Source organism: Halomonas sp. DP8Y7-3 (genome assembly GCF_019801675.1).
In the GTDB taxonomy this organism is placed as follows: domain Bacteria; phylum Pseudomonadota; class Gammaproteobacteria; order Pseudomonadales; family Halomonadaceae; genus Halomonas; species Halomonas litopenaei_A.
In genome coordinates this window covers 315515-329002 of the sequence record NZ_JAHVIO010000004.1, presented here as the reverse complement: position 1 = coordinate 329002, position 13488 = coordinate 315515, and the positions used below count along the sequence as shown (strand labels likewise).

The 13488-nt window shown below is 62.4% G+C and carries 13 protein-coding genes; 9 read left to right on the top strand and 4 right to left on the bottom strand.

All coding sequences use genetic code 11. The features are described 5' to 3' along the window. The first annotated feature begins 57 nt into the window (after positions 1–57). Complete coding sequence (locus KUV86_RS06640; protein WP_035470151.1) at positions 58–678, top strand: class I SAM-dependent methyltransferase; 621 nt, start codon at positions 58–60, stop codon at positions 676–678. Here KUV86_RS06640 and KUV86_RS06635 read toward each other — a convergent pair whose 3' ends face one another. Together KUV86_RS06635 and KUV86_RS06630 are read right to left on the bottom strand one after the other, a co-directional pair. Further along, a complete protein-coding gene (locus tag KUV86_RS06635; RefSeq protein ID WP_035470154.1) occupies positions 679–861 on the bottom strand; it encodes a hypothetical protein in 183 nt (60 codons plus the stop codon). It abuts the gene before it with no gap. A gap of 232 nt (positions 862–1093) precedes the next feature. Continuing rightward, entirely contained in the window at positions 1094–1990 is an 897-nt protein-coding gene (locus tag KUV86_RS06630; protein WP_035414185.1) for a cation transporter, read from the bottom strand. Between the two features lie 97 nt (positions 1991–2087). On the opposite strand from KUV86_RS06630, the gene cadR reads away from it, so the two are divergent. Then, positions 2088–2495: a Cd(II)/Pb(II)-responsive transcriptional regulator gene (cadR, locus tag KUV86_RS06625; RefSeq protein WP_035414187.1), complete on the top strand. Its 408-nt coding sequence runs from the start codon at positions 2088–2090 to the stop codon at positions 2493–2495. A 137-nt stretch (positions 2496–2632) separates the two neighbouring features. On the opposite strand, the gene KUV86_RS06620 is transcribed toward cadR, so the two are convergent. Next, on the bottom strand, positions 2633–4015 hold the full coding sequence (locus tag KUV86_RS06620) for a DegQ family serine endoprotease (protein WP_051895595.1): 1383 nt from the start codon (positions 4013–4015) through the stop codon (positions 2633–2635). Between the two features lie 206 nt (positions 4016–4221). Between KUV86_RS06620 and KUV86_RS06615 the strand changes: the two genes are divergently transcribed. From KUV86_RS06615 to KUV86_RS06605, 3 genes are all read left to right on the top strand, one after another. Then, positions 4222–5136, top strand: coding sequence for a cation diffusion facilitator family transporter (locus KUV86_RS06615; protein ID WP_035470160.1), 915 nt, complete (start codon positions 4222–4224; stop codon positions 5134–5136). 100 nt (positions 5137–5236) lie between these two features. Further along, positions 5237–5914 carry a DsbA family protein gene (locus KUV86_RS06610; RefSeq protein WP_035470163.1) on the top strand — a complete coding sequence of 226 codons (678 nt, stop codon included), beginning with the start codon at positions 5237–5239 and terminating at the stop codon, positions 5912–5914. Next, positions 5911–7134, top strand: a complete 1224-nt coding sequence (locus KUV86_RS06605; RefSeq protein ID WP_197037084.1) for a M23 family metallopeptidase — start codon at positions 5911–5913, stop codon at positions 7132–7134. The genes KUV86_RS06610 and KUV86_RS06605 overlap by 4 nt, the downstream gene beginning before the upstream one ends. A 306-nt stretch (positions 7135–7440) precedes the next feature. Here the strand turns inward: KUV86_RS06605 and KUV86_RS06600 are convergent, their stop codons facing one another. Continuing rightward, a complete protein-coding gene (locus KUV86_RS06600; protein WP_035470166.1) occupies positions 7441–7899 on the bottom strand; it encodes a MerR family transcriptional regulator in 459 nt (152 codons plus the stop codon). A gap of 89 nt (positions 7900–7988) precedes the next feature. On the opposite strand from KUV86_RS06600, the gene KUV86_RS06595 reads away from it, so the two are divergent. From KUV86_RS06595 to KUV86_RS06580, 4 genes are read left to right on the top strand one after another with little or no spacing between them, the layout of a single operon-like run. Further along, positions 7989–10187: a heavy metal translocating P-type ATPase gene (locus KUV86_RS06595; RefSeq protein WP_035470168.1), complete on the top strand. Its 2199-nt coding sequence runs from the start codon at positions 7989–7991 to the stop codon at positions 10185–10187. Further along, positions 10184–10687, top strand: a complete 504-nt coding sequence (gene lspA / locus KUV86_RS06590) for a signal peptidase II (protein WP_035470171.1) — start codon at positions 10184–10186, stop codon at positions 10685–10687. The genes KUV86_RS06595 and lspA overlap by 4 nt, the downstream gene beginning before the upstream one ends. 4 nt (positions 10688–10691) lie before the next feature. Beyond that, positions 10692–12194 carry an apolipoprotein N-acyltransferase gene (lnt, locus tag KUV86_RS06585; RefSeq protein ID WP_035470174.1) on the top strand — a complete coding sequence of 501 codons (1503 nt, stop codon included), beginning with the start codon at positions 10692–10694 and terminating at the stop codon, positions 12192–12194. A gap of 29 nt (positions 12195–12223) precedes the next feature. After that, complete coding sequence (locus KUV86_RS06580; protein ID WP_045993870.1) at positions 12224–13291, top strand: L,D-transpeptidase family protein; 1068 nt, start codon at positions 12224–12226, stop codon at positions 13289–13291. Positions 13292–13488: the final 197 nt, after the last annotated feature.

Below are 13488 nucleotides of genomic sequence, written 5' to 3'. Positions count from 1 at the left end.
TGGTTTCGATCACACCGTATTTCGATCACCTGGCAACCACACGGGATGACGATACAGATGTCCTTCTACGAGAATCGTGTTCTGCCGCATTTCCTCCACCTGGCGTGTGGCAACACGGTGGTCGATCGTCAGCGGGCGGCCGTGGTGCCGCAAGCCCGGGGCCGTGTTCTGGAGGTGGGTATGGGGTCCGGGCTCAATATTCCCCACTACGATCCGGACCGGGTCGAGCTGGTCTGGGGGCTCGAGCCTTCCGAAGGCATGCGACGCAAGGCCCGCCACAACGTCGCCAGCGCACAGTTCGAGGTGCGCTGGCTGGACCTGCCGGGCGAGGAGGTCCCTCTCGACGACAACAGTGTCGATACCGTGGTGCTCACCTACACCCTGTGCACGATTCCGGACTGGCACCGGGCGTTGGAGCAGATGCGTCGCGTGCTCAAGCCGGGTGGCCAACTGCTGTTCTGCGAACACGGCACGGCGCCCGACGAAGCCGTACGCCAGTGGCAGCGCCGTATCAATCCCCTGTGGCGCAGAGTGGCGGGGGGCTGCCATCTCAACCGCGACATACCCGAGCTTATCGGGCACGCAGGCTTCGGTATCCAGCGGATGGAGACGGGCTATCTTTCGAAGGTCCCGAGGTTCGCTGGCTTCAATTTCTGGGGGGGTGCTGTTCCCCGCTGATCAAGCTCGCGTGTAATGAGGCGATTCCCCGAACAACTGGCCATCCACTTCGATGGCGGTGCCATCCACGAACACTGGCACATAGCTCAGGGTCTTGACCTGATAGTCCAGGATCGGCGGCGCCAAGTGCCTTGCCCAGTAGCGAGCGATGCTCTGGAGCGCGTCGAGGTGGACCGTCCCCATGCGTACCAGGTATTTGCCGAGGCGGCCTCTCGCCGGCACGGTCTCGATGCCCAGCAGCTTCGCCGTGACCGGATCCTGACGAAAGGCGTCCAGATCGGACGCGCGCCATTGCCCGTGGCGAGGGAGGCCACCAGGCTCCAGAGTGTCTTCGCAACACTGGCGTCGTGCTTGAGGTGACTTTGCTAGGTGAACTGGCTCAGCAGGCCACTGAATAGCTATTAATAGACATTATTTAACCCTTGAGCGCCAGAATGCGCCTGGCACCGTTGAGCACAATGACCCCCGCGATGGTGCCGATAATCAGATCCGGATAATTGGTTCCGGTCCACGCGACCAAGGCGCCGGCGGTGATGACCCCCAGGTTGATCACCACGTCATTGGCCGAGAATATCCAGCTTGCCTTCATGTGCGCCCCGCCCTCTCGATGTTTGGATATCAGCAGCAGACAACTGGTATTGGCAATCAATGCGACGAATGCAATCGCCATCATCATCAGCGATTCAGGCTCGCTACCGAATACAAAGCGCCTGACCACCTCTGCGAGTACGCCAACCGCCAGAATCAGTTGGAGCACACCTGCAAGATGCGCGGCACGCACCTGCATTTTTACGCTATGCCCAACCGCATACAGGGCGAGCCCGTACACGGCCGCATCGGCAAAATTGTCCAGGGATTCTCCAATCAGGCCGGTGGAGTGCGCGATCAGGCCGGCCGTCATTTCCACCACGAACAGGACCGCATTGATACCGAGCAACCAACGCAGGGTGCCGGACTCCTGCGCGGCAGAGGCCGACGTGTCACCGACCGCCTTGATCGACTCAGGATCGGCAGCGGCCGTTTCCTGAAGCGAGGCTCCTAGCCCCAAGGTTGTCAGTTTTGCGGTGATGGGCTCGACCTCGCCGTCATGCACGACCTCTAATCGGCGGTTCGACAAGTCGAAGGACAGCACCCGAATCTCCTCAAAGCCGTTCAGGGCAAGGCGAATCATTCGCTCTTCCGATGGACAGTCCATCTTCGGCACGGCATAAACGCTGACCCATTTCCCCGATGCTTCGGAGGAGCGACGCATATCGGTATCCGCTATGGGCGTCGCATCGCCGCCACAGGGGGCTCCACAGGTTTTGCTCATGATACGACTCCACTTGAATATTATCGGGCTATCATTTAAAACCATATAGTCACTATAAGGTCAACAGAGCGGAGAGAATCCGTTGAGGAGGAGCTTGGTGCGTATTGGTCAGTTGGCAGAGTTGGTAGGGGTCGATACACAGACGATCCGCTTCTATGAACGACAGGGCCTGTTACCGTCGCCTGATCGGCAGGAGAACGGTTACCGTGTCTATACCGAGGAACATGGTGAGCGGCTGGCTTTCATTTGTCGCTGCAGAATCCTGGACCTGTCGCTAGCAGAGATTCACGAGCTACAGAGGTATCAGGACGACCCTCACCAACCTTGTGCCGCCGTGAACGCTTTGCTCGATGATCACATCTCTCACGTGCGCTCGCAGATAACCGCTCTACAGGCGCTTGAGAAACAACTCGTTTCACTGAGAGCGAGTTGCAACGATGGCCGGGAAGTTGAGGCGTGTGGGGTTCTTGCTGGAATTAGCGAGGGAAGCATGCACCAACAGTAGGTTGACGCATCAACCATTAAATCCGGATACCCTCCCCAGCCGTGCATTAGAATGTACGAGAGTCTGAAGAAACGCCCCAGCGATCCTGTTCGCCAGGGCGCCGCTGTGCTGATGTATTGAACGCTACTCAGTCGCGGTTAGTCACCATTGCCCACTCGCAGGGCCACGAAGTAGGTGCGGCCTTCGCGGTTGAGCAGAACAGGCACCGCTTGATCATCTGGCAGGCGGGTCAGCATCTCCTTCAGCTGTTCCGGACTCTCTACCGGCTGCTGGCCCAGTCTGACCAGCACATCGCCGGGGCGAATGCCGACGGCAGCGGCATGTCCGGCGGGGGCCACCTTGACGATGCGCACCCCGTGATCGATGCCAAGCCGACGCTTCTCCATGTCGTTCAACGGCTGAACCGCGATGCCCAGTCGAACCGGGTCGCCATCGGATTGACCGGGGCCGGCATCCGGCCACTCGCCAACTTCCACCGTGATGGTCTCCTGCTGACCATCGCGCAACACGGAGAGATCAACGTCTTCGCCGGGGGCCGTCTCACCGATCAGGCGCGGCAGCGTGGTGGAGTGGTCCACTTCCTGGCCGTTCACCTCAAGGATGACATCACCGGCCTTGAGGCCGCCTTCTGTCCCAGGGCTGCCGGGCTCGACCTGGGCAATCAAGGCACCCTCGGCCTGCTCCATGCCGAAGGACTCCGCCAGGTCCTTGGATACCGGCTGGATGCTGACGCCCAGCCAGCCGCGGCTCACGTACCCCTCTTCACGGAGCTGGTTGGCCACATCCAGTGCCACATCAATGGGAATGGCGAAGGAGAGGCCCATGTAGCCTCCACTACGGGTCAGGATCTGGGAATTAATGCCCACGACCTCACCGTCGAGGTTAAACAGTGGTCCGCCCGAGTTGCCCGGGTTGATCGCCACATCGGTCTGGATGAAGGGAACGTAGACGTCTTGGGGCAGGGTGCGGTTGATGGCACTGATGATCCCGGACGTCACCGAGTGGTCGAAGCCGAAGGGTGAGCCTATGGCGGCGACCCACTGGCCGACCTGGAGGTTGTCGGAGTTGCCCAGTTGCAGGGTGGGTAGGTTATCCGCCTCGACCTTGAGGACCGCCACATCGGTCTTCTCGTCGGCCCCCACCAGCTCGGCCGAGAGTTCGCGACGGTCGTTGAGGCGCACCAGAATCTTGTCGGCCTCCTTGACCACGTGCGCGTTGGTCATGATGTAGCCGTCTTGATCGAAGATGAAGCCCGACCCCAGTGACCGACGCGGCTCTTCATTGCGATTGGGCGCACCGCCAGGTGGCATCGGGAAGCGGTCGTCGAAGAAGTCACGGAGGATCTCCGGCACCTCCTGCCCCCCAAATTGCCGTGAGGACGTCATGGACCTCTCGACCTTGCGGGAGGTGGAGATGTTGACCACGGCCGGCGCGGCCTCGTCGACCAGTTCCGTGAAGTCCGGCAGCTGTGGCTCGGCGAGGGCTGGCGTTGCCACCATCAGCAGTAAAGCTAAGCTCATCAGCCAGGCGTGCGAGTAAGGCTTGGGTATCACAATGGGCTCCTTCCGGGGGCATGGAACATGGTAGCCAACTTGGTACAGTGCCCACTATGCAAAGTTCCGTACTCCTAACCCCGGCTCGGCCTTCAACAGAGTTCGGGCTTGAAGCTTGAGTTGCTATAGGTTTTATACTGCTGGGTCATCAGGTGACACCACAAGGATGACGCATGGGACATCATCACGATCATCCCCATCTTGCCCCCACCTCTGGTGACCGTCGGGTGAGTATCGCCATCTGGGCCAACGGGATATTGACCCTTGCCCAGATCGTTGGGGGCATTCTGGCGGGAAGCCTCTCGCTGATCGCGGATGCGCTGCACAATTTTTCCGACATGGCTGCGCTTGTCATTGCGTTTGCTGCCCGCAAGATCGCGAGACGACCGCCCGACTCACAGATGACGTTTGGCTATGGCCGAATCGAGGTTGTCGCAGCGCTGATCAACTACACCACCCTCATTATCGTTGGCATTTATCTAATTTACGAAGGCTTCATGCGCATGATCAACCCGCCAGAGATTCAGGGCTGGATAGTCGTTATCATTGGCATTGTCGCTCTTCTTGTCGATGCGCTAACGGCCTTGCTCACCTGGTCGATGCAAAAACATAGCGTCAATATCCGCGCCCTCTTCCTGCACAACCTGTCTGATGCCTTTGCGTCCATCGCCGTGATCATCGGGGGCTCACTGATTCTGCTGTATGACATGCGTTGGGTAGACCCCGCGATTACGATCGGTATTGCACTCTATATTCTCTATCTTGCCTTTACGGAGATAGGTACCCCTATCCGGACACTGATGCTGGGCTCGCCACCCGATGTCGATGGTCAATCCGTCATTGATCTCCTGCGCAGCGTCGAAGGGGTTGAGGATGTGCATCATGTTCACCTATGGCAAATGCAGGAGAATACCGCCGCGCTTGACTGCCACGTGGTGACGACGGAAGCCGGCTGGCAGCAGCTCGAGGCGATCAAGGCGGATATCAAAGCTCAGCTGAAAGCGCGCTTTGGCATTGGCCACTCCAGCTTGGAATTCGAGCATATTGATTATGCACATCAGGATGCCAACCTTTATGGGCATGGATAACACGCCACTATTCGCCGACTTAGGCACCCAACAGCGGCTGAGCTCCACTCAGCAGTATCCTGAGCTTTTTTAAACCTAACTCTTTGAAATTGAGAGAAAAATGTACAAAAAGGCGACGTTTATCCTGGCCGGAGCGTTGATGCTGACGGCCATCATCGTGATCGTGTCGAGGCCCTCGTTGTTGGGCATGGGCGCCGAGACGGCGAGCCGAGAGGGTGCACAGGCCGAGAATTCGCTGGTGCGCGCGCACTCGCCGGTCCTAGGATCGGAAGAGGCACCGGTGACGGTCGTGGAGTTCTTCGACCCGGCCTGTGAGGCCTGCCGTGCCTTCTATCCGCTGACCAAACGCATCCTGGAAGCCTACCCCGAGAAGGTGCGGCTGGTGGTGCGCTACACCCCCTTCCACGGAGACGTATCCGAAACCGCCATTCGCGTGCTCGAAGTGGCCAGGCGCCAGGATGCCTTCCAACCGGTGCTGGAGGCGCTGCTGGCTCGGCAGAGCCAGTGGGCGGCTCATGGCAGTGTCGATGAGGAAGCGATCATGGAGATCGCCAGCGAGGCCGGACTGAACAGAGCCACAGCCGAAGAGCAGCTCAATTCACCAGAGGTACAGGCGGTCTTCGACCAGGACAAGGCTGACGTCGAGGCCAACCAGATCAGCAAGACGCCGACCTTCTTCGTCAATGGCGAGCTGTTGGACCCCTTCGGCATGCAGGAGCTGGTCGACGCCGTTAACCGTGAGGTAGCCGAGGTCTCCGGCGAAGGGGATGCATCATGACACGACGCTGGTTGCTAGCGGGACTGATGGTCCTGAGCCCCGTGTTGGCTGAAGCCCGTTGGCAAGAGCGTGCCGGATTATCACCGGCCAAGCCGGTATCGGCCAGGGCACAAGGTCGCGTCGCCCAAGAGCTCACTGTGGCACCAGGGGATACCCTGGACGCACTGCTGCAGCAGCTTGGCGTGGATGCCGAGATGCGCACCCAAGCGGCGACCTCGCTGGCGAACAGGTTCGACCCGAGACGATTGCTGCCCGGAGATCGTATCACTTTCACCTCTATGGCGACGGGACAGCCGGTGTCGGTGGCCATCGAGCGTGACTCGGGTATTCAGTACGTCGTCACCCTGGGTGAGCGTCCGTCGACGCGCATTGTCCAGCCTCGCCTCGACACCCTGACCTTGGGTCGTGAAGTAGATGTCAAGACGTCACTCTATGCCGCCTTGGAGGCTGAGGAGATACCCAGGCGTTTCGCAGCAGAGCTTGACATGCTGCTGGGCGGACTCATGGACACACGCCGTGATATCGCGGGGGGCGAGCGCCTGCAATTACTGTGGGAAGAAGATCGCCGTGAGGATGGCACTCGAGTCGGGCCTCCCCGTCTGACCTATATGAGGTTGGTTGACCAGGGGGAGCGGCTGGAGGTGCTGTGGCCGGCGGACCAGAGAACCACCGTGATGCTATTTAAAAATGGTAGCCTCTTGGACTCCTTGCAGATTCCGGTTCTCGGCGCACGCCTGACATCTCCCTTCGGCAACCGGCGCCATCCCGTATCCGGAGAGGTCCGACGTCATGACGGTATCGATCTTGCCGCGCCTCGCGGCACCCCGGTCATGGCCACCGCACGGGGGCGCATTTCCTTCATCGGTCGCCGGGGAGGTTATGGTCGTGTCGTCGAGATAGAGCACGAGACGGGCACCATCAGTCGCTATACGCACCTCAGCCGGTTCGTCGCCAGGCTGGCGGTCGGGGACTCCATCAAGGCCGGCGAAAAACTGGGTGAGGTAGGGGCCTCCGGACTCGCCACGGGGCCCAACCTGCACTACGAGGTGAGAGTGGATGACCGCCCCGTGGATCCTCTCGAGGAAGGGCAACTCATCCTTCTGAGTGAGTCACCCACACGCCAGGAGTATCGCAGCGCACTTTTCGAGGCTCGGACACGTCTGCAAAAAAACATTGGAACGTCCGCTGCTCCCGATCTGGCCGCATTGGACAATCGATAAGCCACCAGGCGGGCTTGCGATGCAACCCGCCTCGGTGGGCACGATCTGCCTATCGTCATGAGACCCTACCGCCTCAGCGGCAATCGCTTCACCCGGGAAGGGGTTATGGAAGGTATCTCGACAGTCACGCTGGGTTTTTAGGCAGCCTCACCGCCGGCGTGATGGTGTATGTCATTGGCCATGAGATCACTCCCGAGACCATCGCAGCGGTCACCAGAACAAGGCGACCCTGGGAGTCTCAATGGAGCATGGTGATCATGCTGCTCCTGAATGTCTCAACTAGGGCACGCTGGGACGCGCAGGAGGTTACCCAAAGTCGTGAGCGCCTTTGTGGGCTGTCTCACTGATACACAGCTGGTGATCACTCAGCACCTCGATGATCCGGCAGCTTTCGACTTTCCCCCCATCACACTGGCTCACCATCCGCCTGAGCTCGTCACGCAGTGCCGAGAGCCGCTGCAGACGTGACTCCACTTCCTCCAGGTGATGCTTGGCAACGGCATCGACCTCCTGACAGGACATGTCGGGCTGGTCGGACATCGCCAGTAGCTCACGTACCGCATCCACCGAGAAGCCGAAGTCCCGGGCATGGCGAATGAAGGTCAGCCGTCTGACGGCGCGCTCGTCGTAGCGACGCTGACCCCCTTCAGTCCGTAAGGTGTTTTCCAGCAGCTCGATGCGCTCATAGTAACGCACCGTTTCAGGCTGGCAGCCGGTACGGCGAGCCAACTCCCCGATACCGATGGCATGGCTAATCTCCGGCATCCTGATGCTCCTCTTGCATGACTTGAACCTGTAGTTGCTACAGGGATTATGCTTCCGGACAAGATTAAGACATTCGGAGAGGCAGCGCCATGACCGAACCAACGCAAGGCACCATCCCGTCGACGCTGACACTGCAGGTGGAAGGCATGGACTGCGGCGGCTGCGAGCGCAAGGTAGAGGCCGCTCTGGGCCGCCTGGAGGGCATCGGGGAGGTGTCGGCCAGTTCGGTCACCGGATCGGTGAGGATTCACCCTCAACAGGATACGACGCCTTCTCATGAGGCGATCGAGCGGATCCTTAACGAGCTCGGCTACCAGCTTGCCACCGATGATGAGGGAGATGAGGCGGATGCCGCTCCGGCCTCTTGGTGGCAGACCGCCAAGGGACGCTTGGTGCTCGTCACGGGGGGGCTGCTGGCTCTGGCCTTCGTTCTCCGCCTGGTCTGGCCTAGCCTAGGCAACTGGCCCTTCGTCGCGGCCACCCTGGTGGGGTTGGTGCCCATTGCACAAGGCGCCTGGGGTGCGCTGAAGATGCGCAACCCCTTCACCATCGAGATGCTGATGAGCATCGCCGCCTTGGGGGCCCTGGCCATCAATGCCGCCGCCGAAGCGGCGGTGGTGGTCTTCCTGTTCGCCGTAGGCGAGTTGCTGGAGGGGGTGGCCGCGTCGAGGGCGCGACGCAGCATCTCGGCCCTGGCGGACCTGACGCCGTCCACGGCGAGGCTGATGGAGGATGGGGATACCCGTGAGGTCTCGGCCGCCTCGCTCACGCCTGGGCAGCGAGTCCTGGTGCGACCGGGCGACCGCGTGCCCTGCGATGGACGTATTCTGACCGGCGAATCCGACCTGGATGAGTCACCGATCAACGGGGAGTCGGTGCCCCGCACGCGGGCGCCGGGGGACGACGTCTTTGCCGGCACGGTCAACCTCGATGCCGCCCTGGAGGTGGAGGTAACCCGCGGCGCCGAGGACAACACCATCGCACGGGTCATCCGCCTGGTGGAGGAGGCCCAGGCCGCCAAGGCGCCGGTGGCACGTTTCATCGACCGCTTCGCTCGCTACTACATGCCGGCGGTGGTGGGGCTCGCCCTGCTGATGGCGGTGGTGCCGCCGCTGGTCTCGACCATGGCCTGGTCGGAATCGATCTATCGCGCCCTGGCCCTGCTGTTGATCGCCTGTCCCTGTGCTCTGGTGATCTCAACCCCCGCGGCGATCGCTGCCGGCCTCTCGGCGGGCGCCCGGCGGGGCCTGCTGATCAAGGGCGGCGCGGTGCTCGAACAGCTGGGTAAGCTGCGGACGGTGGCGCTGGACAAGACCGGCACCCTCACCGCCGGCACCCCCAAGGTCACCGACGTGGAGGACTGGGCCACTGGCCAGGGCACGCAAGAGATCCTGAGGCTGGCGGCTGGGATGGAACGTGACTCCAGCCACCCCATCGCCACGGCCATCCTCGCCCACGCTGAGCAGTTGGGCCTTTCCCTTCCACTGGCGAGTGAGAGCCGCGCCCTGTCGGGCCGAGGGGTCTCCGGTCGGGTCGAGGGGCGTGAGTTGAGCCTGATCACCCCCCGCCACCTGGCAGAGCAGGCCGCCCTCGATCACGATCTGACCGCTCGGATCGCCGAGCTGGAACACGCCGGCAAGACTCTCGCCGTGCTGGTCGAAGGCGAGCGCCCGCTGGGCCTGATCGCCGTGCGCGATGAACCTCGCGACGATGCCCGGGAGGGGCTGACGGCGCTGTCGCGCCTGGGCGTGCAGGCGGTGATGCTCAGCGGTGACAATGCGCGTACCGTCGCGGCCATCGGTGACAGCCTGGGCATCGAGGCACATGGCGAGCTGATGCCCGAGGAAAAGGCCCAGCGCGTTCGTGACTGGCAGGCCGCCGGCCGAGGCCCAGTCGGCAAGGTGGGCGACGGTATCAACGATGCGCCGGCGCTGGCCGCGGCAGAGGTGGGCATCGCCATGGGCGGCGGCACGGATGTGGCACTGGAAACCGCGGATGCGGCGCTGCTCAAGAACCGCGTCGGCGGCATCGCCGAGCTGATCGCCCTGTCCCGGGCCACGCTGCGCAACGTCAAGACCAACGTCGCCCTGGCGCTGGGCCTGAAGGCCATCTTCCTGGTGACCACGGCGCTGGGCATCACCGGCATGTGGATCGCGGTGATGGCGGATACCGGCGCCACCGTGCTGGTGACCCTGAACGCCATGCGGCTGCTGGGCTATCGCTTCTCGCCAGGCAATAATGCCACGACTGGCTCGGCAAGCCCGCGCTACCAGGAAGCCACGTCATGAGGACAGAGCGGATACCGACAGTGCCGCGCCGCTGGTACTGGTTGGCATTGGCCGTTATGGTCGGCCTGGCCGACCAGGCCATCAAGGGGCTGGTGCAGGCGCTGATGCCGTATGGCCAGACCATCCCGCTAGCCCCGTTCTTCAATTGGGGCCACTGGTGGAACACGGGAGCGGCCTTCAGCTTCCTCGCCGATGCAGGCGGCTGGCAGCGCTATCTCTTCTTGGGCCTGACAGGGATGGTGACTATTGTCCTGACGATCCTGCTGTGCAGGCCCAGGCCCCGTCTGGAGGCGCTGGGGTACAGCTTGATGCTGGGTGGCGCGCTGGGCAATGGCATCGACCGCCTGGTACGAGGGTATGTCGTAGACTACCTGGACGTCTACTGGCATGAGTGGCACTGGCCCGCCTTCAACCTGGCGGATATCGCCCTGTTCCTGGGTGTCATCGCCTTTGCGATTGCGGCCTTACGTGAGCGTCCCTCCCCCAGAGCGTCTGAGTAACGGCATGGATGCAGAGAACCTGCCAGTCCGGTACATGACGCTTGCCGGCCGGATCTCTCCGGCCCTCGGCTGTTTCCTGGCCCTGACCGCCGGGGGACTGACCACTCTCAGCGCCGCGCCCTTTGCGCTGTGGTGGCTGGGCCCGGTGGCGGTGGCACTGGTCTATTCCGGCATCCATGTCCTGACACCCGCTCAGGCCGGCCTCCGCGGCTGGTGCTATGGGGTGGGCCTGTTCGGCTCCGGTGCCTCCTGGGTCTTCGTCGCGATCCACGACTACGGCTATACGGGGGCGCCCCTGGCGCTCTTCCTCACCGGCCTGTTCGTGGCCAGCCTGGCGCTGTTCTTCGCCGTCCCCTTCTGGCTCTATCGCCGCGTCACGGGCCCACGCCTGGCCTTCCTCAGCTTCGCCGGCATCTGGGTACTCAGCGAGTGGCTGCGCACCTGGCTGTTTACCGGGTTTCCCTGGCTGCTGCTGGGCACGTCCCAGGTAGACTCGCCGCTGGCGGCCTGGGCCCCGGTGGGCGGGGTCTATCTGCTGTCGCTGATCACCGCCCTGACCGGCACCCTGGGCGTGGAACTGCTGAGACGACGCTGGTGGGCCGCGGCGCCCATCGCTGTTCTCTGGCTAGCCCCGATGGCCTTGCCGACCCAGTGGACCTTCCCGGCCGGCGAGCCGCTGCGGGTCGCCCTGCTGCAGGGCAACCTGGATCAGGCGATCAAGTGGACTCCCGAGGGGCAGCGCGAGGCGGCCAGTATCTATACGGCGTTGACCCTTGCACAGTCCAACGACTTCGACCTGGTTGTCTGGCCCGAGGCGGCCCTGCCGATGCTCGAGGAGGAGGCCCGGCCAATACTGGAGCGGGTGCAGTCCAACCTCGCCCCCGACACCGCCTTGCTCACCGGCATCCTGCAGCGCGACGGCGGCGACTACTACAACGGCGTGATCGGCCTGGGTAACGCCGAGGGAAAGTACCGTAAGGCGCGCCTGGTGCCCTTCGGCGAGTACCTGCCGTTGGAGAGCCTGCTCGCCGGCACCATCGCCTTCTTCGACCTGCCCATGCCCACCATGACGCCTGGCACCGACGATCAGGAACCGCTGCGCGCCGCCGGAACCACCATCGGTAACGCCATCTGCTACGAGATCATCTATGCCGACCGGGTGGCCGAGCAGGCGCGCGACGCCGAGCTGCTGCTGACGGTCTCCAACGACACCTGGTTCGGACGCTCCATCGGCCCCCTGCAGCATCTGCAGATGGCCCGCCTGCGCGCCCTGGAGAACGGCCGCTATCTGATCCGCGCCACCAGCAACGGGGTGACCGCCATCGTCGATACTCAGGGCCGTGTCACGGCCCGCGCACCACAGTTCCTGGCGACGAGCCTCCGCGGCGAGGCGCTGCCCATGGTGGGGAACACACCGTTCACACGTACCGGTAGCTGGCCGACCTGGGTGTTGGCCGCCTTACTGGTGCTGCTTGGATGGAAACTCAACACACGTCGGTCTGGATGATAATAGTCCAGTCGAAAAGGGAGAGAATAATGGCTTTATCGGAACGTCACTCTAGTACAGCGAGGAAAGGTCCATGGTGGCAGCTCCGAGCACGCTCAGTGGTGGGGGTGCTGGTCGGTTGGCTGGCACTCATTAGCGTTGCTCAGGCCGAAGAGGAGAACGAGTGGCCCCGCGGCCACTATCCGCTGCCTGAGGAAGGCAATGTGATCGGCGACACCTACCGCATAACGGTGGATGATCGAGGAGATACCCTGCTCGATATCGCCAGGCGACACAACCTGGGGTACAGGGAGATCGTGCGAGCCAATCCGGATGTGAGTCTCTGGATTCCCGGCGAGGGTACCGAGGTGACCATACCCGGGCGCTTCATCCTGCCCGATGCTGAGCGCACCGGGATCGTCATCAACATCGCCGAGCTGCGCCTCTACTACTATCCGGAGGTTGACGATGGTGAAACGCCACGCGTTGAGACCTATCCCATCGGCATCGGTCGTGAAGGCTTCGGTACCCCCCTCGGTGTCACCGAAACCACCATGAATATCGAGAACCCTGCCTGGTACCCACCCGAGTCGGTCCAGCGTGAAGCCAGGGCACGCGGTGAGAAGGCGCCCAGCGTGGTGCCTCCGGGTCCGGATAATCCACTGGGGGATCATGCCATTATCCTGGGTTTCGACGGTTACTTGATTCATGGCACCAACCAGCCGGATGGTATCGGCATGCGTGCCAGCCGTGGCTGTATTCGCATGTTCCCTGAGGACATCGAGTCGATTTTCGACCGCGTGCCACCGAACACCCAGGTCCAAATCGTCAACCAACCCATCAAGATCGGCTGGGAGGAAGAGCAGCCGCTGGTTCAGGCATTCCCGCCGCTGGAAGAAGAAGGGCACAGCATGTCCGCGTTGGAAGACACCGTCACACGCCTCAACCAACGCGGTGTCGAGGGCTTGAGCTTCGATGATGGACAGCTTCGCGGCCTATTGGATGACCCCAGCGGTCGCATGGTGTCCCTGAACCCCAAGCCGGCGCCGGAACCGGATAGAAAGCACGACACTGGCTACAAGGGTATCTACGCAGAAATCGCGCTGCGTAGGCCATGACGACGACATGGCGAGTCTTGTCAGTCTCGTGAGCTGACTCGGTCGTGGCTTATCCAAGGTCTATCGCCCTCTGCATGGCCACTGGCGGTGCGTTGGGGCTCGGCCTTCCTCGCCTACCAGGCACCGAGCTGCGGGCTCTGGCTTTGCCTGCGTTTATAGGCCCACCTTGCCGCATGGTGCGGCGGGCTCCTAAGCTC

Bases quoted from the DNA above. Each gene is read 5' to 3' on its own strand.
- KUV86_RS06640 (WP_035470151.1), top strand. From the start codon at position 58: ATGTCCTTCTACGAGAATCGTGTTCTGCCGCATTTCCTCCACCTGGCG.
- KUV86_RS06635 (WP_035470154.1), bottom strand. From the start codon at position 861: ATGGGGACGGTCCACCTCGACGCGCTCCAGAGCATCGCTCGCTACTGG.
- KUV86_RS06630 (WP_035414185.1), bottom strand. From the start codon at position 1,990: ATGAGCAAAACCTGTGGAGCCCCCTGTGGCGGCGATGCGACGCCCATA.
- KUV86_RS06620 (WP_051895595.1), bottom strand. From the start codon at position 4,015: ATGAGCTTAGCTTTACTGCTGATGGTGGCAACGCCAGCCCTCGCCGAG.
- KUV86_RS06615 (WP_035470160.1), top strand. From the start codon at position 4,222: ATGGGACATCATCACGATCATCCCCATCTTGCCCCCACCTCTGGTGAC.
- KUV86_RS06610 (WP_035470163.1), top strand. From the start codon at position 5,237: ATGTACAAAAAGGCGACGTTTATCCTGGCCGGAGCGTTGATGCTGACG.
- KUV86_RS06605 (WP_197037084.1), top strand. From the start codon at position 5,911: ATGACACGACGCTGGTTGCTAGCGGGACTGATGGTCCTGAGCCCCGTG.
- KUV86_RS06600 (WP_035470166.1), bottom strand. From the start codon at position 7,899: ATGCCGGAGATTAGCCATGCCATCGGTATCGGGGAGTTGGCTCGCCGT.
- KUV86_RS06595 (WP_035470168.1), top strand. From the start codon at position 7,989: ATGACCGAACCAACGCAAGGCACCATCCCGTCGACGCTGACACTGCAG.
- lspA (WP_035470171.1), top strand. From the start codon at position 10,184: ATGAGGACAGAGCGGATACCGACAGTGCCGCGCCGCTGGTACTGGTTG.
- lnt (WP_035470174.1), top strand. From the start codon at position 10,692: ATGGATGCAGAGAACCTGCCAGTCCGGTACATGACGCTTGCCGGCCGG.
- KUV86_RS06580 (WP_045993870.1), top strand. From the start codon at position 12,224: ATGGCTTTATCGGAACGTCACTCTAGTACAGCGAGGAAAGGTCCATGG.